Source organism: Aurantimonas sp. C2-5-R2 (genome assembly GCF_036549495.1).
GTDB lineage: Bacteria > Pseudomonadota > Alphaproteobacteria > Rhizobiales > Rhizobiaceae > Aurantimonas > Aurantimonas coralicida_A.
The window spans coordinates 59,205-85,059 of the sequence record NZ_JAZHLJ010000013.1 but is presented as its reverse complement, the minus strand read 5'-3'; the positions used below and the strand labels follow the sequence as shown (position 1 = coordinate 85,059).

General features: G+C 64.4%; 21 protein-coding genes. 4 read left to right on the top strand and 17 right to left on the bottom strand.

The window, feature by feature from the left end:
* Window positions 1–47: 47 nt before the first annotated feature.
* From VQ044_RS08785 to VQ044_RS08730, 12 genes are all read right to left on the bottom strand, one after another.
* A complete protein-coding gene (locus VQ044_RS08785) occupies window positions 48–2,561 on the bottom strand; it encodes a GcvT family protein (RefSeq protein ID WP_327646564.1) in 2,514 nt (837 codons plus the stop codon).
* A 79-nt stretch (window positions 2,562–2,640) separates the two neighbouring features.
* On the bottom strand, window positions 2,641–3,861 hold the full coding sequence (locus tag VQ044_RS08780; protein ID WP_327646562.1) for a hypothetical protein: 1,221 nt from the start codon (window positions 3,859–3,861) through the stop codon (window positions 2,641–2,643).
* A 64-nt stretch (window positions 3,862–3,925) separates the two neighbouring features.
* The gene (locus tag VQ044_RS08775; protein ID WP_327646560.1) at window positions 3,926–5,380 is read right to left on the bottom strand and encodes an aspartate aminotransferase family protein; all 1,455 of its coding nucleotides are present in this window, start codon (window positions 5,378–5,380) and stop codon (window positions 3,926–3,928) included.
* A 17-nt stretch (window positions 5,381–5,397) separates the two neighbouring features.
* Window positions 5,398–6,411: an NAD-dependent epimerase/dehydratase family protein gene (locus VQ044_RS08770; RefSeq protein ID WP_327646558.1), complete on the bottom strand. Its 1,014-nt coding sequence runs from the start codon at window positions 6,409–6,411 to the stop codon at window positions 5,398–5,400.
* A complete protein-coding gene (locus tag VQ044_RS08765) occupies window positions 6,408–6,845 on the bottom strand; it encodes a transporter (protein ID WP_327625094.1) in 438 nt (145 codons plus the stop codon). Before VQ044_RS08765 ends, VQ044_RS08770 begins: the two co-directional genes overlap by 4 nt.
* Before the next feature lie 181 nt (window positions 6,846–7,026).
* Window positions 7,027–8,343 (bottom strand): FAD-binding oxidoreductase, encoded by a 1,317-nt coding sequence (locus tag VQ044_RS08760; protein ID WP_327625093.1) that lies wholly within the window; start codon window positions 8,341–8,343, stop codon window positions 7,027–7,029.
* On the bottom strand, window positions 8,336–9,772 hold the full coding sequence (locus VQ044_RS08755) for a UbiA family prenyltransferase (RefSeq protein WP_327646557.1): 1,437 nt from the start codon (window positions 9,770–9,772) through the stop codon (window positions 8,336–8,338). Before VQ044_RS08755 ends, VQ044_RS08760 begins: the two co-directional genes overlap by 8 nt.
* Window positions 9,773–9,992: 220 nt before the next feature.
* Window positions 9,993–11,039, bottom strand: coding sequence for a histone deacetylase family protein (locus VQ044_RS08750; protein ID WP_327646556.1), 1,047 nt, complete (start codon window positions 11,037–11,039; stop codon window positions 9,993–9,995).
* Window positions 11,040–11,171: 132 nt separating this feature from the next.
* Entirely contained in the window at window positions 11,172–12,608 is a 1,437-nt protein-coding gene (locus VQ044_RS08745) for a coniferyl aldehyde dehydrogenase (protein WP_327646555.1), read from the bottom strand.
* Between the two features lie 171 nt (window positions 12,609–12,779).
* Window positions 12,780–13,853, bottom strand: a complete 1,074-nt coding sequence (locus VQ044_RS08740; protein ID WP_327625087.1) for a DUF3618 domain-containing protein — start codon at window positions 13,851–13,853, stop codon at window positions 12,780–12,782.
* A complete protein-coding gene (locus tag VQ044_RS08735; RefSeq protein WP_327625085.1) occupies window positions 13,850–14,245 on the bottom strand; it encodes a phage holin family protein in 396 nt (131 codons plus the stop codon). The genes VQ044_RS08740 and VQ044_RS08735 overlap by 4 nt, the downstream gene beginning before the upstream one ends.
* Window positions 14,235–14,960 (bottom strand): hypothetical protein, encoded by a 726-nt coding sequence (locus VQ044_RS08730; RefSeq protein ID WP_327646554.1) that lies wholly within the window; start codon window positions 14,958–14,960, stop codon window positions 14,235–14,237. Before VQ044_RS08730 ends, VQ044_RS08735 begins: the two co-directional genes overlap by 11 nt.
* Window positions 14,961–15,396: 436 nt before the next feature.
* Between VQ044_RS08730 and VQ044_RS08725 the strand changes: the two genes are divergently transcribed.
* Complete coding sequence (locus VQ044_RS08725; RefSeq protein WP_327625082.1) at window positions 15,397–16,095, top strand: CBS domain-containing protein; 699 nt, start codon at window positions 15,397–15,399, stop codon at window positions 16,093–16,095.
* Window positions 16,096–16,193: 98 nt separating this feature from the next.
* Here the strand turns inward: VQ044_RS08725 and VQ044_RS08720 are convergent, their stop codons facing one another.
* Both VQ044_RS08720 and rpoZ read right to left on the bottom strand, forming a co-directional pair.
* Complete coding sequence (locus VQ044_RS08720) at window positions 16,194–18,413, bottom strand: RelA/SpoT family protein (protein ID WP_327625080.1); 2,220 nt, start codon at window positions 18,411–18,413, stop codon at window positions 16,194–16,196.
* A 109-nt stretch (window positions 18,414–18,522) separates the two neighbouring features.
* Window positions 18,523–18,933, bottom strand: a complete 411-nt coding sequence (rpoZ, locus tag VQ044_RS08715; protein ID WP_327646553.1) for a DNA-directed RNA polymerase subunit omega — start codon at window positions 18,931–18,933, stop codon at window positions 18,523–18,525.
* Window positions 18,934–19,189: 256 nt separating this feature from the next.
* On the opposite strand from rpoZ, the gene VQ044_RS08710 reads away from it, so the two are divergent.
* Together VQ044_RS08710 and VQ044_RS08705 are read left to right on the top strand one after the other, a co-directional pair.
* The gene (locus VQ044_RS08710; RefSeq protein WP_327625076.1) at window positions 19,190–19,786 is read left to right on the top strand and encodes a LabA-like NYN domain-containing protein; all 597 of its coding nucleotides are present in this window, start codon (window positions 19,190–19,192) and stop codon (window positions 19,784–19,786) included.
* A gap of 35 nt (window positions 19,787–19,821) precedes the next feature.
* Window positions 19,822–20,475 carry a uracil-DNA glycosylase gene (locus VQ044_RS08705; protein ID WP_327625075.1) on the top strand — a complete coding sequence of 218 codons (654 nt, stop codon included), beginning with the start codon at window positions 19,822–19,824 and terminating at the stop codon, window positions 20,473–20,475.
* 37 nt (window positions 20,476–20,512) lie between these two features.
* Here the strand turns inward: VQ044_RS08705 and VQ044_RS08700 are convergent, their stop codons facing one another.
* The 3 genes from VQ044_RS08700 to dapA all read right to left on the bottom strand — a co-directional run bounded on the left by VQ044_RS08700 (window position 20,513) and on the right by dapA (window position 22,686).
* Window positions 20,513–21,073, bottom strand: coding sequence for a peroxiredoxin (locus VQ044_RS08700; RefSeq protein WP_327625074.1), 561 nt, complete (start codon window positions 21,071–21,073; stop codon window positions 20,513–20,515).
* Window positions 21,074–21,242: 169 nt separating this feature from the next.
* Window positions 21,243–21,716 (bottom strand): SsrA-binding protein SmpB, encoded by a 474-nt coding sequence (gene smpB / locus VQ044_RS08695; protein WP_327625073.1) that lies wholly within the window; start codon window positions 21,714–21,716, stop codon window positions 21,243–21,245.
* An 88-nt stretch (window positions 21,717–21,804) separates the two neighbouring features.
* Complete coding sequence (gene dapA / locus VQ044_RS08690; RefSeq protein ID WP_327625109.1) at window positions 21,805–22,686, bottom strand: 4-hydroxy-tetrahydrodipicolinate synthase; 882 nt, start codon at window positions 22,684–22,686, stop codon at window positions 21,805–21,807.
* 452 nt (window positions 22,687–23,138) lie between these two features.
* Here dapA and VQ044_RS08685 point away from each other — a divergent pair, with 452 nt between their 5' ends.
* Window positions 23,139–25,193 carry a lytic transglycosylase domain-containing protein gene (locus tag VQ044_RS08685; protein ID WP_442872887.1) on the top strand — a complete coding sequence of 685 codons (2,055 nt, stop codon included), beginning with the start codon at window positions 23,139–23,141 and terminating at the stop codon, window positions 25,191–25,193.
* Window positions 25,194–25,855 lie beyond the last annotated feature (662 nt).

Sequence of the window (25,855 nt, the reverse complement as noted above, 5' to 3'; positions counted from 1 at the left end):
CTGTGCACCTGCCGGACTATCCGGTCCGACCGCGAGAGTGCCTGTGCTTATCCGCGCAGCCGCTCATTGTTCGGATCGAACGGGCTCTCGCCGACCACGGTCGCGTCATGCAGCGTACCGAGGATCTTGATCTGGAGCCGCGTCCCCTCGCCCGCGTGTTCCGGCTTCAGCATGGCCAGCGCCAGGCTCTTGCCAACCCGCCAGCCGTAGCCGCCATTCGTCGCCCGGCCGACCAGTTCCCCGTCGGCGTAGATCGGCTCCGAGCCGCGCGCGTCCGCGTCGCCGACGTCATGGACTTCAAGCGTCGCGAACTGCCAGCGCAGACCGGCCTCGCGCGCCTTGACCACCGCGTCACGGCCGATGAAGTCGCCCTTGTTTGGATGAACGAATCTCTCAAGACCGGACTCGAACGCATTGTATTCGATGGAGAGTTCGCGCGGCAATTGGCGATAGGATTTTTCCAGCGCCATGCTGCCCATCGCCCGGATGCCGAAGGGCCGGATTCCGAACTCCGCGCCGGCCTCCAACAACATGTCGTAGAGCGCGTTCTGCATTTCGATCGGGTGGTGCAACTCCCAGCCAAGCTCGCCGACGAAATTGACCCGCAGCGCGTCGAGGCGAACCGGCCCGACCGAGATGCGTTGGCCGGTCAGCCAGGGAAACGCCGCGTTGGTGAGATCCGTGCGCGTCAGCTTGGCGAGAACATCGCGCGAGCGCGGCCCGGCGATCACCAGGACGCCGAGGCGTGTCGTGGCCGGATACATCTGAACGCTGCCGTCGTCCGGCAGCGCCTTTTGCAGGATGTCGTGGTCGATGGATTCATAACCGCCGCCGGATACGAGATAATAGCTCTGCTCACCGGCCTTGAAGACGGTGAACTCCGAGCGCACGCCGCCTGCCGGCGTCAGTAGATGGCACAGCGCGATGCGGCCCGTCTTTTTCGGGATGCGGTTGGCGAGAAGGCCGTCGAGCCAACTCGCGGCGCCCGGCCCGGTGACGACGGCCTTGGCGAAGGGCGTCATGTCGAGCAGGCCCACTCCCTCATGCACCGCCCTCACCTCGTCGCCGACCAGCTCGAAATAGTTCGAGCGGCGGAACGACCAGCGTTCGCGAATCCGACCGGTGTGATCGACCGGCGCGTGGTTGTGCTTCATCAGGACATCGGCGCCGACGTCGAGTTCGGCCTCCGGCACCGCGTAGCCGTCCGGCGCGAACCAGTTCGCCCGCTCCCAGCCATAGACCGACCCGAACACCGCGCCGAGCGCCTTCTGACGCTCATAGGAAGGCGAGGTCTTCAACGGCCGCGCGGCGGCGCGTTCCTCATCGGGGTAGTGGACGGAGAAGACGTTGGCATAGGCCTCCTCGTTCTTGGCGCGGAGATAGCCCTCGCCCGCGTAAGGTCCGAAACGGCGCGGATCGACGCCGATCATGTCGACGGTCGGTTCGCCGTCGACGATCCATTCGGCGATCTGCCAGCCGGCTCCGCCGGCCGCGGTGATGCCGAAGGAATGGCCCTCGTTGAGCCAGAAGTTCTTCAGGCCCGGCGCCGGGCCGACGATGGGCGAGCCGTCGGGCGTATAGGCGATGGCGCCGTTATAGACCTTCTTGATACCGACCTCGCCAAACGCCGGCACACGCGCGATCGCGGTCTCGATATGCGGCATCAGGCGGTCCAGATCCTCCTGGAACAGTTCGTACTCGCTCTCCTTGTCGGGTCCGTCGAGATAGCAGCAGGGCGCGCCGACCTCGTAGGGGCCGAGAATGAGGCCGCCGTTCTCCTCGCGCATGTACCAGGAGGAATCGCTCTCACGCAGGACTCCCATCTCCGGCAGGCCCTGGCGCTTGCGCTCGACGATGGCGGGATGCGGCTCGGTGACGATATATTGGTGCTCGACCGGGATGACCGGCACGGCGAGCCCGACCATCGCGCCGGTCCGCCGGGCAAAGTTTCCGGTCGCCGAGATGACGTGTTCGGCGACGATCTCGCCCTTGTCGGTGGTGATCTTCCACTCGCCGGAGGCGAGTTGTTCGATGGCTGTGACGGCGGTGTTGCGATGGATGGTGGCGCCGAAATCGCGGGCGCCCTTGGCCAGCGCCTGGGTCAGGTCCGCCGGCTGGATGTAGCCGTCTTCGGGATGCTGTAGCGCTCCGAGGATGCCATCGGTCTCGCAGAGCGGCCAGACTTCCTTCAACTCGTCGGGGCTGAGCAGTTTCACGGGCACGCCGAGCGTCTCGGCAACCCCGGCATAATACATATACTCGTCCCAGCGGTCCTTGGTGCGGGCGAGACGGATGTTGCTCACATTGGAGAAGCCGACATTCATGCCGGTCTCCTCCTGAAGCTCACGGTAGAAGCGCACCGAATATTTGTGCAGCTGGCCAACCGAATAGCTCATATTGAACAGCGGCAGGAGCCCGGCCGCGTGCCACGTCGAGCCCGAGGTCAATTCCTTGCGTTCGATCAGAACGCTGTCGGTCCAGCCCTTTTTCGCCAAGTGATAGAGCGTCGAGACCCCGACCACCCCACCGCCGATCACCACCGCGCGCGCCCGTGAATTCATACCTGCCGCTCCGAGCTTATCCCTCACCGGCGGACACACCGCCTCTCGGGACAACCCTAGCGGAATGCTCCAGGCGGTTTCAGCCTCTTTGCGACATCCGCGATGCCGCGCGCGGCGGGGGCAACTCCGACAGACGTGGTTTCCACGCTTCAAGGAGGATGATCGCGAAGGCCGCAACGAACATGAAGTAGACCCGATCGTCCGGCAGCGGGAAGGTGACGAACTTGCCGAGGAAGCACAGGACGATCGCCGTCAGCATCATGGCGGCGCGGCGCGCCGGCGCGCGGCCGTTGAGGACGAGCATCAGCCATCCCAAGAGCAATAGCGCCATGATTGCCGGCCAGTTGTTCATGCGCAAGGCGACGCTGACACCGCGGACGACGCCGCGCAGATAATCGATGACGCTGAACGCCGGCGAAAAACCCGCCATGTCGTTTTGCAGCGCCACGTTGGAAAAATAGAAATGCGGCCACCAGCCGGGGTGGCCCGCGGCCTGTGCGATCAGCGGATAGGCGACGACCGCCACGGCGAAGGCGGCAAGTGCCGGCAGCCGCGCGTAGCCGAAGGCCAGGGCCGCCAGCAGCAGCGCGAACAGGAAGATGATCCCGTCTGGCCGCACGAGGTACATGGCGACAAGAAACGGCACCGAGGCCCATGGCCGGTTCTTGACCATGAGATAGATACCGACAAGGCCGAACGCGCCCATGTACATGTCCGGTGTCGCCAGCAGACCCATGTCGAAATAGCCGGCCAGCAGCAGGATCGGAGCAAGCAGCAGGCCGGATTCGGCAAATCCATGCCGAACCATCCAGAACAGGAGGAAGAGACCGACGGCAAGGGCGGAAAGGGAACTGACCAGGACGGTGGCAAAAACCGGATCGATGACGCGATCGAGCAAGCGGACCGTCTGCAGATAGCCGATCTTCACCCGGTACATCGGCAGTTGCGAGACGAAGTGGTCGGGGTTCTGCCACAGGTCGGCATTGTAGGCGTTGCCTTCGCTCAGCTCGTACCACTGCGCCTCGGACGCCCGCGCCTTGATGCCGGTCCAGGCCTGGCGGTGAAGTTCGACCGGATCACTGATGCGGTCCTCCAGCGAGACTGCGATGTAGGGTGCCATGTCCCAATTATATTCGGGCTTGACCAGCGCGAAGAAGGCCGTGGCCAACACGACCAGCGCGAACACCGCGATTGCCGCGGCCCCGACGACGCGCGGCGAGAGCATGGCGCGCAATCTCGAGCCGAGATGGCGCACGGGTTGCCAATCGACCGGCGTCGCGATGTTTTCGGCAAGGCTCATGGCTCAATCCCTCGCGGGTGCTGGAACGAAGATGGCGACGCCGCGCAAGCGCGGCGTCGGTTGGTCAGTTCATTTGCGACTTGATGAAGTCCTTGACGATCGCGACGATGCCGCGTGCCAGCAGCGCATCGAGCGCGTCGCAGAACTGGTCGACATGCTCCTCGCCGCAAATCAACGGTGGCTCCAGCCGGATGACGTTGCGGTTGTATTCGGTGAAGGCGACCAAGACGTCGTAGTCGCGCAGGAGCAACGCTCCGATGAAGCCCGACAGCGAGCCTTTGAGCTTTTCGTCGAGGATCGCCACCATCGGGCGCAGTGCCAGCGGCAATGTGCGCGAAAAATCATGGAACTCCAGGCCGACCATCAGCCCCTGGCCGCGCACGTCCTTGATGATCGAGGGGTAACGCGACTTGATCTCCTTGAGGCGGGCCAGCAGATGCGCCCCGACCTCGTCGGCATTGCCGATCAAATCGTCGTCGTAGAGGACATTGAGGCCCTCGATCGCGGTGACGCAGGCCTCGCCGATGCCGCCGAAGGTCGCCTGGGCGTGGATCATCGCCGTCTTCGGCGTACCATAGGCCTTCATATAGACCTCGCGCCTGGCGATCATCGCGCCCACCGCCGCCTTGCCGGCGCCGAGCGACTTGGCAAGGGCGGTGACGTCCGGCACCACGCCGTGATGCTCGAAGGCGTAGAAGCGACCGGTGCGCCCGTAGCCACACTGTACCTCGTCGGCGACCCACAGGACGTTGTGCTTGTCGCACAGCGCCCGCACGCCCTGCCAATAGGCGGTCGGGGCGCCGATGATGCCGCCGCCACCCTGCACCGTTTCCAGTACGACGACGCCGATGTCGGGATCGCTACGAATGGCGTTGGTCAGCGCCTCGAGATCGCCGAACGGGACTTTGCAGGTGTTGCCGACCAGCTTGAACTCACCCTGGTAGAGCGGCGAATCCGTCAGCGAGAGGACGCCCTTGGTCTTGCCGTGGAATGAATTCTCGGCATGGACGATCTTGCAGTTCTTGCGGCCCGAGGCGCGCTCGGCGACCTTGATCGCCGCCTCCATCGCTTCCGACCCGGACGAGCCGAGGAACACCATGTCGAGGTCGCCGGGCGAACAGGCAGCGAGGTTCTTGGCGAGCGCCGCCGCATATTGAGAGAGAAACGCGATCGCGATCTCGTGGCGCTTTTCGTTCTGGAAGCGCTGCCGCGCCGCCAGAATGCGCGGATGGTTGTGACCGAAGGCGAGCGAGCCGAAACCGCCGAAGAAATCGAGGATCTTCCGGCCGTTCTGGTCGATGTAATACATCCCCTCGGCGCTCTCGACCTTCACCTTGTTGAAGCCGAGCAGTTTCATGAAATGGAATTGGCCGGGATTGATGTGGTCCTTGAAGAGGTCGGCCATCGACTGCACGTCGAGCGCCTTGGCTTCTTCGACGGTCATGAGATCGGGTTTGGCCGGCCCGCGCCGAAAACTATCGTCGAGCGCGGGGGCGGTGACCGTGGGGCGATCGAGCATATCGGCTCTCCTGGTTCTTATTCGGCGGCTTGGGTGAAAGCGGTGGAAGGGGTCCGGCGGTCCTCGAACTTGGCCCGGTATTCCGAATAGGCGGCGATGAGCATGTCCTCGTCGCGATATTGCGGAATCCAGCCGAGATCGCGCTCGCCCTTCGACACGTCGAGGACGCAGAGCTCGTCGGCGATGAGATACTGTTCCGGATCCATCAACGGCACGTTCAACAGGTCGAGCAGGTCGAGCGTCCGCTTGACCGCAAAGCCCGGGGTCGGCACGAGAAGAGACTTCGAGCCGGCGTGCTTGACCAGATCGCCAAGCAGGCGCCGTACTGGCGGCGGGTTGAGGGAACCCAGATTATAGGCCTCGTTCGGCACGCCGGCCTTCCAGGCGAGCCGCGCCGCTTCGGCGCAGTCGAACACCGAGATGAACTGATAGGGATTCTTGCCCGATCCGATCATCGGCACCGGCAGGTTGCGGTCGATCAGCTTGAACAGCTTTTCCAGAATGCCGAGCCGGCCCGGCCCGATGATCAGCCGCGGGCGAAACAGCGTGATGTTCATGCCGCGTTCGCGCCATTCGGCCGCCAGATACTCGGTATCGAGCTTCGACTGGCCGTATTCGCCGAGCGGGGCTACCGGATGTTCCTCGGTCATCGGGTGGGTGACCGTATGGCCGTAGATCATGTCGGTGGTGAAATGCACGAGGTTCGGCGCGCCGACGGCATGCATGGCTTCGATGATGTGCTTGGTGCCGAAGAAGTTCACCGGATAGAAGAAGTCGTAGCGCTTGGCCCGCGGCATGATCGGCGACAGCATCTTGGCCGACAGATTGTAGACCATGTCGTCGGCGCCGATCGGCACGCGCCGGGCGGCGTCCGTGTCGGTCACGTCGGTCGCAACGAAGGTACAGTTGCGATAGTGGGCCAGATCGCTCTTGTGGATGTCGGCGACGACGACTTCCTCGCCGTCCTGCACGAGTTTTTCGGCCAGGTGGCGGCCGACAAAACCGTCGCCTCCGAACAGGATATGCTTCATCGGGAAACCTCGTGTGCGGAGTCTGTGGAAAGTGCGGCGATGTCGTCCTCGCCGTGGATCTTGGAGCCGCCCTGGGCGATGAACACCGTGCCGAGGCAGATCAGGGCGATGCCGCCGACGCGCATAGCGTTGAGGTCTTCGCGAAAGACGAAATAAGCGAAGACGGCCACCACAACATAGGCGAGCGACAGGAACGGATAGGCATAGGACAGCTCGACCTTGGACAGGACGAAGAGATGCGAGGCCATCGATATGACGAAGGTGCAAAGCCCGAGGAAGACCCAGGGGCTGAAGACGATCTGCAGGATCTTGATCACCGGATTGACGCCGGCGAACGATAGGGTGCCGAGCTGGATCATGCCGTATTTCAGCATCACCTGCGCCGCGGCGTTGGTGAACACCGTGAACAGGATAAAGGGAAGAAACTTCGCCATCGATGCCGCCTTCTCGGAATGAGCCACGTCTTCAACGCCGCCGCTAGAATGCTTCATAGTATAAATCTGTGAGATATGGGTTAAACTGGCTTGAATCAGGCGTATTTTGTGGAAATTCGCGATTTTTACGGTAAATATTTTATTGATACTGTCGGTGTAATTTTATATTTTTGTTGAGCGGTCAGCCGTCCCCTAGGGCAGCTCGCCTCCAGAAGTCCGAAACCATCGCTTGATCGCGGAGCGCTTCGAGTTCGCGCCAACGGGGAAAGCCGGCCGCGAAGGTTTCCGGCGACATGCGCGCGTCCTTATAGGGATTGACAGCGCCGCCGGCGTCGACGGTGATCCGGTCGAGCTCCGCCAACAGACGCAGCGTTCGCTCGCCGCGATGGGGAAAGTCGAGGGTGAGCGTGTAGCCTGCGCGCGGAAAGCTGATCAGCCCAGGACTGACCTGCTCGCCGAAGCGCTTGAGCACCGTGAGGAACGAGCCGTGATCGTGGCGACGGGCGCATTCGATCAGCGCACGGACGGCGTCGCGGCCTGTATCCGGCGGCACGACACTCTGGTGCTGATGCAGCCCGCCCGGACCATAAAGCCGGTTCCACCCGCCGATCCGGTCAAGTGGATAGAAGAACTGATCGAACGGTACGATCTGCTCGGTCGTCCCCTTCCCGGCCTTGCGGAAATAGGCTTCGTTGAAAGCGCGCAGAGCCAGCCCCCGAAGCGGACTGAACGGTGGCGTGAACGGGACGCCCGCCAACGGTCCGCGGGCGATCCCTGTCATATCACCCTCCGCCGCATGGTTGCCGGCGATCAAATGACCGCGGCCGAGCGAGGCGCCGCTGGCGAGCGAGTCGATCCAGGCGACGGCGTATTCGTGCCGCCTGTCGGCGTCCTCGGCGATCTCGAAATAGTCGTCCAGTCGATCGAAGCGCGTCGTCGTCTGGACGATCGACAGCGAAGGAACCTTGAGCAACCGGATCGTCGCGCGCCGGATCAGGCCGGTCAGGCCCATGCCGGAGATGGTCGCGGCGAACAGGCGCGGGTTGCTGGTCTTGCTGCACACGATGCGACCGTCGTCCGAGCGATCGAGATCGAAGGCCTCCACCCATTGGCCGAATGTGCCCCGGCGATGGTGGTTCTTGCCGTGAATGTCGTTGGCGATGGCGCCGCCGAGGGTGACGAACTGCGTTCCCGGCGTCACCGGCAGGAACCAACCTTGCGGCGCCACATGCCTGGTAATCTCGCACAGCAGCACGCCGGCATCGGCCGTCAGCAGGCCGGCGATCGGGTCGAAGGACTGGATGCGGCTCGCCGGGCGGCTGTCGATCAGCGTTCCGCGATCATTATGGCAGCTGTCACCATAAGACCGACCGTTGCCGAACGGCAGGAAGCCCCCGCCGTCGCCGCGGGCCGGAAGGCCCGGCAATTTCGCCGCGTCGACGGCAAGGCGCTTTGTCGGCCGCAGCCTGCCCCAGCTTTCGTAAGCGACATCAGACATAGGCGGCGGCCAGGAACATGATCGCGCCGAGCCCGATCATCAACTGACTGCGCCAATCCCGCAGGATGAAGACGACCGGGTCCTCGTGCATCTCATCGCGGCGGGCAAGAATCCAGATCCGCACGATGATGTAAAGAACCAGCGGACAGAGCGCCCAGGCCAGATAGGGCTCGGTGAATTGCCGCCGGACCTCCGCGCTGTCCACATAAAGCGCCAGGACCAGGACGGAGGCGAAGCCGGATGCGAGACCGGCCTGAGCCAGCGTTTCCAGATCGGCATCGACGTAGCCGCGGCCAGTTTTGGAGCGGTGCGCGCCGGAGCCGAAATCCTGAAGCTCGGTGAAGCGCTTCACCAAAGCGAGCGACAGGAAGAAGAACAGGGAAAAGGCCAGAAGCCAGAACGACGCCTCGACGCCCGAGGCTTCCGATCCGGCGATGATACGAAGCGTATAGAGCCCCGCCAAGACCAGGACATCGATCAGCAACATGCGCTTGATGAACAGTGAATAGGCGGTCGTCGTCACCAGATAGATGCCCAGGACGGCGAGAAAATGCTCCGGCAAAATCCAGGCGATCGCCAACGACGTGACCAACAGCCCCGCCGCCAGCTTCAGTCCGGTGGGGATCGGCAACGCCCCGCTGGCGAACGGCCGGTGCCGCTTGGACTTGTGCTTGCGGTCGGCGGTGAGATCGACGAGGTCGTTGCCGATATAGACTGCCGACGCTGCAAGCGAGAAGCTGACGAAGGCCAGGATAGCCCCGGCCAACATCTGCAGATTGAAGAATTCCTGCGACAGGGCCATCGGAACGAAGATCAGAAGGTTCTTCATCCACTGGTGCGGACGCAGTGCCTTGATGGCGGGCCTCAGCCAGCCGCCGTCTTCGTCGATGCGATGCGCGCCGCTGCGCTTCTGCCAGCGATCGGCCGCCCGATCGGGCGCGACCACGGTCGCTTCATCCGCCTTGTCGAGCAGGCAGATATCTTCATGGGAATTGCCGAGGTAATCGAAGCGGCCCTCGCCGCACTCGCTCATGATGCGGTCGAGCTTGCGTTCCGCCGTGAGATTGATCGTCGCGTCGGAGGCCATGACCGCGTCGAACACCCCCAGGTGATCGGCGACCGCATGGGCGAGCTTTTCGTTCGCGCCGGTCGCCAAAACAATGCGCCGGCCGTCCGCCCGCGCCTGACGAAGTTGCGCGACGACATCTTCACGATAGGGAAGCAGTGCCGCGTCGAAATCCACCGCAGCGGCAAGTTCGGCCTTGAGACGCGCCTTGCCGGCGGCCAACCAGCGCGGGAGGCGATAAAGGATCTGCGGCCTTTGACGTAGCGCGAGAAACAGCGTCTCCCAAAGCAGATCGCTGCGGATCAGCGTTCCGTCGAGATCGACGAAGATCGTATTGTCCGTCTGCGGTGCTCTGGCGTCCAACGATCCAGCCCTCCTGCCGCGCCGCGCGGACAAGATGGCGCGACGTTCTCGGGACCGTTATGCGCGGTCGCGGTTTCAACGCGGTGAATTCTTGGGGATTTGCCGCCAGTTACCAAGAAGAACTTGCGAAGACGGTAAACAACAATTCAAGGCCATACCGCAGAGGCAAGCCGCGTTTGATGCCCCCGTCGCGGCCCAGCCTAACGGCTGCCGCGATCGGTTATGCCGCTACAAACGCCGCCACGAAGGCAGGCGCCGCCTCGGCCACCGCCGCGAGCGAGTAGCCGCCCTCCTGGACGATCACGGAAGGCAGCTTCAGGCGACCAAGGACGGAGCCGATCGCCGGATAGGCGTCCGTCGAGACATCCAGCTTCGACAGCGGGTCGTCGCGATGGGCGTCCCAGCCGGCGGAGATGACCAGCGCCTGCGCCCCGAACCGGTCCGCCGCCTCGGCCATGCGCTCGACCGCCGCGACGAAAGCCGCATCGCCGGCGCCGAACGGCAATGGCAGGTTCAGGTTGAAGCCCTCGCCGGGTCCCTCGCCGTGCTCGTCCGCATAGCCGAAGAAATGCGGATAATAGGCCGACGGGTCGGTGTGGACAGAGCCGACGAAGACATCGTCGCGGGCGTAGAAGGTCGCCTGGGTACCATCGCCATGATGGGTATCGAAGTCGAGGATCGCGACCTTGGCGTAGCGTTGCCGCAGCTCCTGCGCGGCGATCGCCGCGTTGTTGAAGAAGCAGAACCCGTTCGCCCGGTCCGGATAGGCGTGGTGGCCGGGCGGCCGGCACAGCGCATAGGCGGCGGACTCCCCATCGGCGACAGCCCGGGCGGCTGCGACCGCGCTCCTCGCCGATGCCAGCGCGGCGTCGAAACTTCGCGCGGTCATCGCGCAGGACAGATCGCCGATATACCAGCCGGTCTGTCCCAGGATGCCCGTGGTCCTCGGTGCTGGCCGCGCTCCCAGCCGGGTGGCGCCCGAGAAATAGGGATGCACGTTGGGCAGGACTTCCGGCCCGGCATTCGGCAGCGCCTGAAATCGCGCGAAGGCGCCTTCGAGGAAGCTCACATAGTGATCCGCGTGAACGGCAAGCACCGGATCGAGACCGCAATCGCCCGGCGCCTCCGCCTCGGTCCCGAGGGTGCGCAACGAGGCGATCAGCGTCTCGCCGCGTTCGGGGTTTTCGAGCGGGCGCGCCAGCCGCCCGTGAACGCCGTACTGGGTCGGCTTGTGGCCAAGCTGATCGGGGGTGAAGAACAGGCGCATGGGGCGAATCCGGGATTTGCGGTGAGACCTAATACCAAGCTACGACAGATTGAAAATCTAGAAGCGAGCAGGCGCGGGTCCTTACCGTACAGAAACCCGAGTGCCCATCGCGCGGATCAGGATGTCGGAACGTCAGCGCCGGCTCAACAGCCGTGACGCCATCCCGGCGAGTTTCCCCCAAGGGGGGCCGAGACGTTCGAACACGTTGAAAGCGCCGACCTTGTAAACCGATCGGACGTGGCTCAGGCGGCGAAACCCGTCAAAGCCATGATAGGCGCCCATCCCACTCGTCCCGACACCCCCGAAGGGTAGGCTGTCCTGTGCAACATGCAGCAGCGTGCCGTTGAGCGTCACCCCGCCCGACATCGTACCGTCGAGCACCTTCGCCTGCGCGGATTTGTCGTCGCTGAAACAGTAGAGTGCCAATGGGCGATCCCGTGCGGCAACGTAGCGGATGGCGTCGTCCAGGCTGTCGTAGCCGACGATCGGCAACACAGGACCGAAGATCTCCTCTGTCATCAGCAGGCTCTCCGGCGCCGCGCCGAAGACCACGGTGGGACCAATCTTGCGGGCGGAATCCGCGCCGGTGTCCTCGTGCGACAGCACGGTGGCGCCCTCGGAGCGGACTGTCTCGACGGCATCGCGAAGCCGTTGGTAATGCCGGTCGCCGATGATCGCCGAATAGTCGTCATTGCCCGCGATCGCCGGATAGGCGCGGCGCGCCGAGGCCATGACGGCCTCCGCGAAGGCAGCGATCTTGTCGTTCGGGACAAGCGCATAGTCGGGCGCGATGCAGGTTTGTCCGGCGTTGAGGAACTTGCCGAAGGCGATGCTGCTGGCGGCCTTGTCGAGCGGATAGTCCGGGCAGACGATCGCGGGCGACTTGCCGCCGAGTTCGAGTGTCACCGGCGTCAGGTTTTCCGCCGCCGCCTGCATGACCTTTCGTCCGACGGCGGTGGAGCCGGTGAACAGGAGGTGATCGAAGGGCAGGCTCGAAAAGCGCTGCGCCGCCTCGACGCCGCCGATCACCACGGCGACTTGCTCGGGGTAGAAACGTTCGGCGATAAGGCGCTGCAAAAGATCGGCAAAGCGCGGCGCCAGTTCCGACGGCTTCACCATGACGCGATTGCCCGCCGCCAGAGCGTCGACGAGCGGCGATAGGGCCAGCAGCAGGGGATAATTCCATGGCGCGATAATGCCGACGACACCCAGCGGCTCATGCCGCACCCAGGCGCTGGCCGGTTGGAACGCCAGATCGACATGCCGACGCTGCAGCTTCATCCAGCCGGCGAGCTTGCGTCGGGCATACCGAATGGCCCCCAGGGTGGGAACGACCTCGAGCATGTCGGTTTCGTCGCGCGACCGATTGCCGAAATCCTGCGAAATCGCTTCTGCGATCGCGGACCGGTTGTCCGTCACCATGCCGCGCAGACGACCCAACGACTCCTGCCGCGCCTCCAAATCCGGGGCCGCTATCCGCCGGGATGCCTGACGCTGACGTTGGAATACAGCGTCCAAGTCACGGTCGGGAACGGCCCCGTCGGCGGTTGCTTCGGCATCCTGTGACATGGCGGGTCCAGCGTGTTCCGGTCGCGGTTGCTCCCGGTTTTATAACGGGAAAGGCAAAGCGCCAACCGCTACCATAGACCGGCGGCCCTGTGCACAAGACGCGACCGGCCACGTCGCAAGGACGTGGCCGGTATCGGCATCAGCAGCCTTCTTGGCAGCCCGATATAGCGATCAGGACAGGCCTTCCTTCTTCGCTTCGCTCTTGGCTGCGTCAGCCGCGGCCTTGGCGATGCCGGAGGCTTTCTCGGCCAATGTCTCACCGGCAGCGCCGCCTTTCGGCATCAGGCCCTTCTTGTCGGCCTCATTGCTGGCAGCCTCGTAGGCCTTCTCCGCGACATGTCCGGCACGCTCGACCGTGTCCTGGCCGTAGGCATAGGCCTCGTCCCGCATTTTGTCGCGGGCCGAGCCCATCAGCTCGTCCTCTCGGCGTGTCGAGGGAAGCGCAGCACCCACTGCAGCGCCGAGCGCAAGGGCAACGCCGCCCATGATCAGCGGCTCCTCGTAGAGCGTATCGAGGAAGGTGCGCCGCGCGCTGCGACCGGCACGGTAGATGCCGCGACCTGCTTCGCGGGCGCGCCGGGCCGCGGCTTCCTCAGCCCTCCAGGCGGCCTCGGACGCATCATGGCCAAGCCGAGCGGCCGTATCGCGAGCCGAACTGGCGGCATCGGAGATAGACGAGCCGGCGCGGCTCGCGGCATCGGAGACGCTTGCGCCCGCGCTGGACGCCGCCGCTTTGGCCTTATCCGTCATGCCCGGACCGTCCGATCCACTGGTGCCACTGCCTCCTACGGATGGCCGCGAAGCTCCCCCGGTAACCGGATAGGGATTCGGTCGAGGCGAGCCCGATGACGTCCCCCGCGACAATGGCTCCGACGTGCCCGCACGGTAGCCGCCGGCCGGCTGCGAACCGCCCGAAAATGCCCCGTCGAAGCGTTCGTCGTAGTCTCGGTCGTCGCGCCATTGATCGTAGCGCCCCTTCAAATGGCGACCCTCGGCTCGGGCACTATCACCGGTAAACAGCCAGGCGATGCCAGCGCCGATCAGGCCAAGGGCCAGCGGATTGTCGCGCACCTGGCGCCCCAAATTCCGCGCCATGTCGGAACCCTGTCCTTCCTTCAGATAGCTCGACACCTCGTCGACAATCTGGCCGACCGAGAATCGGTCGCGCAATTCGTCGAGGGTCGAATCCACCCGCGAGCGGTGGCTTTCGGCTTCGTGTTCCAATCGATCGGTATCGTTGCTCATCGGGTCTGCTCCTTCACGAGCTGGCCATCCTTGCGCAGCTGGCGGGCCGTGCGGTCAGGCGTAAGATTAGCGGGGCTGAGGTCATTCCGCCCCTTGAAGAGTAGCGCCACGCCGATACCGGCGATGACCACGCCAACGAGCAGCGCGGCCCAGGCATCGCCCATGAACGAGCCGAGCGCGACGATGAGGGCTTGCGCGAGGACGAAGAGCGCCACGAGCAGGCAAATCGCCCCGGCTGCGATCGAGCCGCCACCGATTTCCACCTGGGTGATCTTGTCGGATATTTCCGAGCGGATCAGCTCTCCCTCGGTCTTGAAGAGATCGGTGGTTTCGCGCAGCAGATCCGACAGCAGTTCAGGCACGGACCGGTTGTCTCTGGGTTCAACGGCCATGATTGCCTCCGCTGGTGTTGGTGGATGTCGTGCCGGACGGCGTCCGGGTCTGCGTCCCGCCGAGCGGTGCGGTGCTGGAAGAGACGCCGGCCGAAGACGAGGCCGTCACGCCGCAAGCTCCGACCGACGCGGCGGAGGCGGACGGTGACGGGCGCGCGCCCATTGTACCGGCCGGACGTACAGCAGTGGGAACCGGCCGCCCGACCGGACCCCGGTCGTTCGCGCCGCGATCGTCGTCATGCTCATGTTCGCTGGAGGCCCGGGCAAACCGTCCCAGAGCGACCCCAGCTAAAGCGGCGCCAACCAGAAAAGCCGTCGGCTGACGTCGGGCAAAGCCGGCGACAGAGCGGGTGAGATCCTGGACACTACGCCCATGCAGGGAGCGCGACGCATCCTCAAGACCGGAGGCGACTTCGCGGACGACCTTCGCGGCCATCGACTGATCGCGACCGCCGAGTTCGTCGGAGGCCTTGCGCACGGCGGCGGCGAAATCGTCCATGCTCCCGGCCACGGCTTCCTTGCCTTGGTCGGCGCTCTCGCTCGCCCGCTGCTTGGCTTTCTCGGCAAGGTCGGACGCCTCGTCGCGAATACTTTGGCCGGCTTTCGCTGCCTCGTCCCGCACCGATCGCGTCTCCCGATCGATCGCGTCCGCTGCGCGGTTCTTGTCGTCTTCCGCCTTGGCGGGTAGCGACGGTTTGTTGATATCGGATGTCATTGGGAGATCCTTATGCAAGCCCGAGGAGGGAGAGGATGACGAGGACCACGACGATCAACCCGACAAGATAGATGATGCTGTTCATGACAACGGTGTTTCCTTCCTGAGGGGCGGCCGCGAAGGCGGCGTCAAGCCTTTACGTGCCCGTGTTCCAGTCATGTGGCGATAAGCTTGATAACCACGTTTCGGTTCCATGATCCGTGGCTGGCTTCGGAAATCCGACATGTCTGGCCCCTCCCCACATCCCCGCTTCGTCGCCGAGGCGGAATCGGGCGCGTGGATGCCTGGTTTGATCCAGGACAACTCAAGCGCTGGCGCCGGTCGCTATATTGACGGTGCTTCGTTCATCCCGATGCTTCTCGCCGAAGAATAGGCGGCGCGTCCACGGGATCGGCGAAAAGCGCAGCCGATGACGAGAAGGATGGAGAGCTTGCCCATGCTGACGGCGAAGGACGTCATGACCGCCAAGGTATTCACCGTGGCGCCTGACGATACGGTCCGCAACGTCGCGACCCTACTGACCGACCATGGCGTGAGCGCCCTTCCCGTGGTCGATGGGGACAAACTGGTCGGCATCGTCAGCGAGGGTGATCTCATGCGCCGCGAGGAGCTCGGCACCGCCGCCCGCCCGCGTTCCTGGTGGCTGAACATCTTCACCGACTCAGCGGCAACGGCCGCCGACTACACCAAGGCGCATGCCAGACATGTCGTAGCCGTGATGACGAAAAACGTCATCACGGTCGAGGAAGACACGCCGCTGGCGGAGGTTGCCGATCTTTTGGAAAAACGGCGCATCAAGCGGGTTCCGGTCGTTCACGAAGGCAAGCTCGTTGGAATCGTCAGTCGCGCCAATTTGATCCGGGCATTGGCGACGGCGCGCGACAGCCAGCTCGCCGCCACCGCGGCCGGCGACAGCGGCATACGCGAGGAAATTCTGGAGAAACTGCGCCAACAGCCCTGGGCTTCAGTCGGCGCCTGGGATGTCACCGTCACCGACGGAACCGTCGCCTTCTGGGGTCGATACCGAACCGAGGAAGAGCAGGAGGCCTCGCGCGTTCTGGCTGAAAACACCCCGGGTGTCCGCTCGGTCGAGGACCATCGCATCCCGATCGAGGTCTATTACGGCGCCATCTAGCGCGCGCCAACCGACCGGAACGGACCGCAGCGTGAGCGCAGCGTAGCATCATCCAGCGCCTGGTCGACTTCGAAGCCGCCTGGAAGAATGTCCCGGCGTCACCCGTTGACGCGCACGACCTCGGACACGCAGGGCTTGCCGCGAAGCTGGTTCAGCGTCTGATTGAGGTGGTTGAGATCCCAAACCTCCAACTCGATGACCATCTTGGTGAAATCGGGCGCCGTCGTCACCATCGACAGATTGTGGATATTGGCGTCGTTGGCCGCGACCGTCTCGGCGATCTCGGCGAGTGAGCCAGGCTCGTTGATGGCGGAGATCATGATCCGGGCGGGAAAACGTTCGTTCAGCGCCTCGTCGATGTCCCATCTGACATCCACCCAACGGTCCAACTGGTCATCATAGTCCATCAGGGCCGGCGACTGGATCGGATAGATGGTGATACCCTTGCCGGGCTCGATGATGCCGACGATACGGTCGCCCGGCACCGCACCGTCAGGTCCGAAATGCACTGGCATGTCGTCACGCGCGCCGCGGATCGGGATAGCGTTCCGGTCCTTCTTCTGCTTCGTCTTCGAACGCCCCGGCATGCGGAAGATCATGCCGGCGGCGGTTCTGAGGTTGAACCAGCCCTCCTCTTCCCGACGCGGCGAGCGTCTGGTCACGCGGCTGTCCTGAAAGTCCGGGAAAACCGCCTTGAGGACATCGGAGGAGTTCAGTTCGCCTCGGCCCACCGCGGCGAGCGCGTCCTCGATCTCGCGCTGGCCGAGCTTACCGAGCAGCGGCTTCAGGATATCGCGGCTGAACGTCTTGCCCGACCGGGCGAAGGTCCGCTCGAGGATCTGCTGGCCGAGACCGGAATATTGCCGGCGGATCGAGATTCGGGCCGCCCGCCGGATCGCCGAGCGCGCCTTGCCCGTCACCGCGACGTTCTCCCAGGCCTGCGGCGGCGTCGCGGCCTTTGACCGGATGATCTCGACCTCGTCGCCATTGGCGAGTTCGGTGACCACCGGCATGATCCGCCCATCGATCTTGCAGCCGACGCAGGTATCGCCGACGTCCGTATGGACGGCATAGGCGAAATCGATGGGGGTGGCGCCGCGCGGCAATGCGATCAGCCGCCCCTTCGGCGTGAAGCAGAACACCTGATCCTGGAAGAGCTCGAGCTTGGTGTGCTCCAGGAACTCCTCCGGATTGTCGCCCTCGGCGAGCAACTGGATCGTCCGGCGCAGCCAGCCATAGGCGTTCGAATCCTTCGACAGATGCACCTTGGCGTCGCCATCCTCGCCGAGATCCTTGTAGAGCGAGTGGGCCGCGACGCCGAATTCCGCGATCTCGTGCATCAAGGATGTGCGGATCTGCAGCTCGACACGCTGACGCGACGGCCCGACGATGGTGGTGTGAATCGAGCGGTAGTCGTTTTGCTTCGGCGTCGAGATGTAGTCCTTGAAACGACCGGGCACCATCGGCCAGGTCCGATGCACGATGCCGAGCGTGCGGTAGCAATCCTCTTCCGTGGGCACGACCACGCGGAAACCGAAAATGTCGGAGAGCTGCTCGAGCGACAGCGCCTTTCGCTGCATTTTCGAGAACACCGAATAGGGCTTTTTCTGCCGGCCGGTGACGGTCGCCTCGATGCCGCTGTCCTTCAGGCGCGCGGTCAGGTCCTGTTCGATGCTGGCGATGCGCTCTGCGTGCCGATCCCGCAATTCGTCCAGCCGCGCGGTAATGGTCTCATAGGCTTCGAGATTAACGTGTTTGAACGCGAGGTTTTCCAGTTCCTCGCGCATGTCCTGCATGCCCATGCGCCCGGCAAGCGGTGCATAGATGTCCATCGTCTCCTGGGCGATCCGGGCCCGCTTGTCCGCCGCCATGTGACCGAGGGTGCGCATGTTGTGCAGGCGGTCGGCGAGCTTGACGAGCAAGACGCGTATGTCGTCGGCGATGGCGAGCAGCAGCTTGCGCAGGTTCTCGGCCTGCTCCGCCTTTTTCGAGACGAGGTCGAGCCGCTTCAGCTTGGTCAGGCCTTCGACGAGCTGGCCGATCTTCGGTCCGAAGAGCTGGTCGATCTCCTTGCGGGTCGCGTCTGTGTCCTCGATCGTGTCGTGCAGCAGCGCCACCGCGACCGTCGCCTCATCGAGGTGCATCTCGGTCAGGATCGCGGCGACCTCGAGCGGATGCGAGAAGTACGGATCGCCGCTGGCGCGCGTCTGCGCGCCATGCTTCTGCATAGCGTAGACATAGGCGCGGTTGAGGAGCGCTTCGTCGACATCGGGCTTGTAGGCCGCGACCTTCTCGACGAGTTCATATTGTCGCATCATTTGGCTACGGCGACGATCCTAATGTGAAAAGGACGCCTCCCCAATCGGGAAGGCGTCCTTCAATATAGGACTGTTACGGGCGCCGCCGAAAGTGCGGCGCAAACAAAACTCAATAATCGTCTGTCCGCTCCGGCGGGACGAGCCCCTCGATCCCGGCGAGAAGCTGTTCTTCCGACATGTGATCGAAGGAGACCTGATCGTCGCCCTCCTGCGCGCCGGTCGCCTGCGCTGCCGCCGGCTGGCCGGCAATGCCGCGCGGCTCCGGTGCTGGTGCAGGCTCGGGCTCGTCCACCTCGACGTGCTTTTGCAGCGAGTGAATCAGATCTTCCTTGAGATCGCCGGGCGACAAGGTCTCGTCTGCGATCTCGCGCAGTGCGACGACGGGGTTCTTGTCGTTGTCGCGATCGATGGTGATCGGCTGCCCCTGCGAGATCTGACGCGCCCGGTGGCTGGCGAGCAGAACCAGCTCGAAGCGGTTCTCGACCTTATCGACGCAATCCTCTACGGTGACGCGGGCCATGCCTGTCTCCTGGCTGTACGAATTCGATGAGATTAAGCGGCCCGCATAGACCGTTTGGCGTCGCGGGACAAGGGCTTATGGAAACGCGGTCGCGGTTTTCCGAATCTGATAATGCCCGTTGTGCAGCTCGCACGCGCCGATTATGGTCGCGCGAAATTCGTCAAACGCCTCGATAACCGTCGATTGCGCCCCTGGGTCCCGACGGCCAGAACAATTGCCATCACCGATTTGAGCGCTACCGAAAGCTGCATTCCCGATGTTCGACCAACGTGAAAAAATCGCCCTCCTCATCGACGGCGCCAATCTCTACGCCGCTTCCAGAAGCCTCGGCTTCGATATCGATTACAAGAAGATGCTGGTCAGCTTCCAGAAGCGCGGCTACCTCTTGCGCGCCTACTATTATACGGCCCTGATCGAGGACAGCGAATATTCGTCGATCCGGCCGCTGATCGACTGGCTCGACTACAACGGCTACCGCGTCGTGACCAAACCGGCCAAGGAGTTCACCGACGCGGCGGGACGGCGCAAGATCAAGGGCAATATGGACATCGAGCTGGCGGTCGATGCCATGGAGCTGGCCGATACGGTCGATCACTTCGTGCTGTTTTCCGGCGACGGCGATTTCCGCTCCCTGGTCGAGGCGCTGCAGCGCAAGGGCCGCAAGGTCTCGGTGGTCTCCAGCCTGACCACCTCCCCACCGATGATCTCGGACGATCTGCGCCGGCAGGCCGACCATTTCATCGATCTGGCGAGCCTCCGGGCGGAAATCGGCCGCAACCCGGCCGAGCGCGAAAACCGGATATCCCGTCGCACCGAGGTCGACGAAGCCGACGCTTCCGACGAGGACTATTGAGCTGGCCGCTCGCCCTCGCTAGAGAGCCCGTCGCAATGTCCACCCTTCCATCGGAACCGGCGCGCGATTGTCCGCTCTGCCCGCGGCTGGTCGCCTTCCGCCACGAATTGCGCGCGAGCGAGCCCTCCTGGCACAACGCGCCGGTGAAAACGCTGCTGCCTGCTGCCGGAGCCAAGCCCGTTCGCCTGCTCGTTGTCGGATTGGCGCCGGGGGTGCGCGGCGCCAACCGCACCGGGCGCCCGTTTACCGGCGACTATGCCGGCGACCTGCTCTACGCGACGCTGTCGCGCTTCGGCTTCGCCAACGACCAGTTCGCCGCCCGCACCGACGACGGGCTTGAGCTGTTTGGGACGGCGATCACCAACGCCGTCCGCTGCGTCCCGCCGCAGAACAAGCCGGTCGGCGCGGAGATCAACCACTGCCGTCCGTTCCTGACCGCGACCATCGCCGACTTTCCCGAACTTCGCGCCATCGTGACCCTCGGCAAGATCGCGCACGAATCGACGGTTCGCGCGCTCGGCGGCCGTCTGGCGAGCGCGCCATTTAGCCACGGGGGCGAGCACCAGCTCGGCGGTATTCAGCTGTTTTCGAGCTATCACTGCTCACGCTACAACACCAACACGCGCCGCCTCACCGAGGACATGTTCGTCGCCGTGTTCCAAAGGGTGCGGGATTATCTGGATGGTTGAGGGCGACGCCGGGATAGCATCTGTTCGTCGGTGACTGTCAGCGTCCGACGGAAAGATACGCGATCACGTCCGCGGCGTTCCGGTCGGGCGGGAACACCGGATAGAAAACCTTCGCGATTCGCCCCTCGTCAATGATCAGCGTGGTCCGCTTGAGGTAGACGCGCCCGCCAAGTTCGAAGGCCGGGAGTCGCAGCGCGCGGCGAAAGGTACCCTCTTCGTCCGACAACAGCGCGAAGGGCAGATGCAGGCGCTCGGCGGCTTCCCGCTGGTCGTCGGACGATTGGCCGGACAGGCCGAACACGGCATCGACGCCAAGGGAGCGCAATTCGGCGAAATGGTCCCGAAACGCGCAGCTCTGTGGCGTGCAGCCCCGCGCGCCGGGCATCTCGTTCCAGCCTTGCGGTAGGTCGACGCCGGGCGTGCCCGTCATCGGATAGACATAGAGAACGATGCGACCGCCGATCGCCGACAGATCGATCGTCCGGCCATCGGTCGCTTCGAGCGCTACCGAGGGAAGCGCCATGCCGGCAAGATGCTCCGCCGCCCCGTCGGCGGCGGGTGGGGTCAGATCGTCGGGAAGCAGCGCGAAATCGGTCATTTGAGCTCACCGGTCTCTAGCCACGCGATATCAAACCATATGAAACGGAAAAGGCCCGGCCCTGCGCCGAAACGCAGGACCGGGCCGTCGAACGCCTGGAGGTCGGCGCTTATTGCAGAAACTTCGTAGGATCGACCGGGGCGGAGTTCTTGCGCACTTCGGGGCGGCCCTACCCTTCCTTCAAGATCCGTTGCTTTTGCCGGTTCCAGTCGCGCTCCTTGATGGTCTGGCGCTTGTCCGGTGCATTCTTGCCCTTGGCGACAGCGAGTTGAAGCTTGGCCACCCCGCGATCGTTGAAGTAGATTCGCAGCGGCACCAGCGTCATGCCATCTTTTTGCACCGCACCGGCGAGCCGGTTGAGCTCGGCGCGATGCACCAGCACCTTGCGACGCCGTTTCGGCTCGTGATTGAAGCGGTTGGCCTGGAGGTATTCCGGCAGGTTGGAGTTGATCAGCCACAACTCGCCGCCTTCTTCGGTGGCATACGACTCGGCGATCGACGCCCGGCCGGCGCGCAGCGACTTCACTTCCGTACCAGTCAGTGCCAAGCCGGCCTCGAGCGTATCCAGAATCTCGTAATTGTAGCGGGCCTTGCGGTTTTCCGCCGCGACATTCGAGCCCGTCGTCTTTTTCTTCTTGGCCATCAACCACCTCGCGCGCGCCCGATGCGCGCGCCCCTCACACGGCCGATATAGTCACGGGAACGCCACGGCGCGACGGACGGCGGAAAATTCAGTTCAAGAGCCCGGCATGGCGAAGGGCGGCATCGATGGCCTCCTCGGTCTCGCGATCCACCGGCACGAGCGGCGATCGCAGCCGGTTATCGACCTTGCCGAGCTTCGATAGCGCGTATTTCACGCCCGTCGGGTTCGGCTCGAGGAAGAGCGCCTTGTGCAGCGGCATCAGCCTATCCTGCAGGACAAGGGCGGCCGCGTAATCGCCCGCTTGGCACGCCGCCTGGAAATCGGCGCACAGGCGCGGCGCGACATTGGCCGTCACCGAGATGCAGCCGTGCCCGCCATGGGCATTGAAGCCGAGCGCGGTGGAATCCTCGCCCGAGAGCTGGATGAACTCCGTGCCGCAGGTGATGCGCTGTTCGGAGACGCGGTCGACCTTTGCCGTCGCATCCTTGACCCCGACGATATTGGGATAGTCCGCCGCGAGCCGGCCCATCGTTTCCGGCGTCATGTCGATGACCGAGCGGCCAGGAATGTTGTAGATCAGGATCGGCAGGGACACCGCCTCGGCAACCGCCGAAAAATGCGCGTAGAGTCCCTTCTGGTTTGGCTTGTTGTAATAGGGCGTGACCACCAGAAGACCATCGGCGCCAGCCTGTTCGGCGAATTGCGCCAGGTCGATCGACTCTGCGGTGTTGTTCGACCCCGCTCCGGCGATGACCGGAACCCGGCCCTTCGTCACCTCGACGCAGATTTCGACCACACGCTTGTGTTCGTCGTGGCTCAGCGTCGGGCTCTCGCCGGTCGTACCGACCGGCACGAGGCCGTTCGATCCTTCAGCGATCTGCCAGTCGACGAAGGCGCCGAACGCCGCTTCGTCGAGCGAGCCGTCCGCGGCAAAAGGCGTGATCAGCGCCGGCATCGAACCCTTGAACATGCTTTCCGTCACTCCCACAATTTTCCCTCGGCGCTGGCGTGGTATCGGCACAGCCCGCCGATGTCAGTCCCCCGCCTCGTCCGGACAAGAGCGAGCGACCGCAATCCCGCCCCAGAGCGGTGCTACAAACGCGGCACCATATTGAAGCGCCGACAGCGAAACAAGCCGATCCGGGGGCGGCCTGCAAGAGCGTCTCGACCTTGCCTCGGTAACCGCGCTTTAATCGTGTCCGTGAGAGATTTGCAAACCAATCCGGCCAGCCGACGAGCCGCCGGAACCGGATTGGGCGCCGAACCATTGGCGCCGAGGACTCCAAAAGGTTGGCCATGACGGCAAAGCTTTCCACCCGACGAATTTTGATCAGCGTTCTGGCCGTCTCGATGCTGCCGGTATCGAGCTTCGCCGACGAGGCGATCCTGCCACTGACGGGTCCCAAGCCGACGATGCGCCCGATGGAACGCGCCGCAGGCATCGCCATCGATCCCGCCCGTTTCGGCGGTGCCGTTCGCGCTCCGATGCCGAACCCGGTTCTGCGATCGGCCGCAGCCCCGGCGCTGCCCGTTGCCGCCGGCGCCTTCACCGCGTCGATCGCAGCAATGCCCCGGATCGCTTCGGTTCGGCCCATGCAGGGCGAACTCAAGGACGGTCTCCAGGCGCTGTCCGACCGCGACCCGGTCAAGGCACGGGCCATTCGCGAGGGTATGATGCCGGGCTCCCTGGACAGGGACATTCTGGCCTGGGCGATCGCCCTTCAAGGCGGCAAGGACGTCCCCGCGGTCGAAATCGCCCGCACGGCGACCGATCTCGCCGACTGGCCCGGCATGATCACGCTTCGCATCAACAGCGAAAAGGCGCTCTATCGCGAGCGGCCGCCGGCTGGCGACGTGATCCGCGCTTTCGCCGGTGGCCAGCCGGAGAGCCCCGAGGGCGCCATGGCCTTGGCCAGAGCCTATATCGCCGCCGGTGACGCGGGCAGAGCGAGGGCTCTTATCGCGACGGTCTGGCGCGAGGAGCGGCTCGACAAGGACATTGAACGCGCGCTGCTGGCCGACTTCCAGACACTGCTGTCGCGCGCCGACCACAAATATCGCATGGACAAGCTGCTCTATAGCGACCGTGTGACCGACGCGGGCCGTGTCGCGGGACTCGCCGGAGCCAAGGAACTCTACGCCGCTCGCGCCGCCGTGGTCCGCGGCGACGGGAATGCGGGAAAGCTGCTGGCCGCGGTTCCGAACGCCCAGCGCGGCGATTCGGGCTATCGTTTCGCGCTGGTCGAATACAATCGCAAGAAAGGCAAGATCGACGAGGCGGCCGATCTTCTCGTGGGAGCGCCACGCGATTCCGCCTCGTTGGTCGATCCGGATGCCTGGTGGAACGAGCGGCGCATCGTCGCCCGCGACCTCCTCGATCTCGGCCAGCCGAAACTCGCCTATCGGGTGGCAAGCAGTCATTCCGCCGAGAGCCCCAGCGAGGCGGTCGAGGCCGAATTCCACGCCGGCTGGATCGCGCTCAGGTTCTTGAACGATCCGCGCACGGCATCCCAGCATTTCGCGCGCATCGCGCAATTGTCGAACAAGCCGTTGTCGCTCTCGCGCGGCTATTACTGGCTGGGTCGCGCCGCGGAGGCGGGCGCCGGCGGCAACGCGGCAAACCATTACGCCACCGCAGCACGCTACGGCTCTACTTATTATGGGCAGCTTGCCGCCGCCCGGCTCGGACGGCAACCGGCGGCGATCGCCTTCCCACGTCCGAGTGACGCCGATCGCCGCCGCTTCGAGCAGCGCCGTGCCGTGCGCGCCATCCAGCGCCTGCAACAGATCGGATCGGATTGGCGGACCGACAGCCTCTACCGCGCGCTGGCCGGCGAACTCGATAGCCCCGGCGAACTCGCGCTGTTGTCGGTCATGGCCGAACGACGCGGCGATCACGCCCTGGTCCTCCAGGTCGGCAAGCTCGCCAATCGGGGCGGCGTCGACGCGCCGGCCCTGGCCTTTCCGATCGGCGTCATCCCGGCGAGCGCCAACATTTCCTCCGCCGGCAAGGCCCTGGCCTACGCCATCGCCCGCCAGGAGAGCGCGTTCAATCCAAAAGCACGCTCGCCCGCCGGCGCGCTTGGCCTGTTGCAGCTGATGCCGGGGACGGCCAAGAGCGTCGCGCGCAAGGCCGGTCTGCCCTACTCCGCCGAGCGGCTGACCAGCGACCCTGGCTATAACGCCACGCTCGGCGCGCGTTTTCTCGGCGAGCAGATCGCGGATTTCGGCGGCTCCTATGTCCTGACCTTCGTCGCCTACAATGCCGGGCCTAGGCGGGCGCGCGAGTGGATCGAGCGCTTCGGCGATCCCCGCGGCAAATCCTTGGACGCGGTGATCGACTGGGTCGAGCGCATCCCCTTTACCGAGACGCGGAACTACGTCCAGCGCATCATAGAGAACTATCAGGTCTACAAGATGCGGCTCGGCGCGAGCGTCGACGTCGAACGGGATCTGCGTTTCGGGCGGACCGGTTGACACTTGCTCTGGAGACCCGTTGCATCAGCGACGGGTCTCAGGACGCCGGCTATCCCTGATCGCGCGCGGACTTCCACGCCGGCTTACTCCCCCTTCGCGCCCGACCCGCCCGGCAAAGCTGACCTTCAGCTCGATCCAGTCCAAGTCGGCCGCGCTCCAGCCGGCGATCTGGTCAAAATGACAGCTGCCGTGCTCCAGCAGCAATCGCTCGACTTCCGGTCTCTGGTTTCTACACCGCTCCTTTCGTGGAAGCAGTACCGTCTCTCGCCAAAGGTTTAGCCGGCATGGCCCTCGCGACTCGGCAACATACCCTGCTCGCTTGAGCAGCAGGCGAACGGAATTTCGGCTTTCAATCTTTTGGCTTGAGAGGAGACGTTGCGGCGGACGGATCGACGTCCTCATACCCGGAGTGCGGCCCTAACCCCGGTCATCCCCGTATCGGCAATGTCTCAGCCTGACTGCCCTGTTTCGCGAGACCATCGCCCCCGCCATGCCTTGCCGGCGGCAATGGCGCCGAGCCCGAGCGCTCCCCACGAGCAGGAGGACCTGCCTGACGAGAGGCCAACAGGTTTGGCGCTGCGCGCTGGCGGCATGGCCAACCTACAGTTCAGCGGGCGCGGCTCGCTCGGCAACAGGTCCGGCGGACGCATCTATCCGCGCAA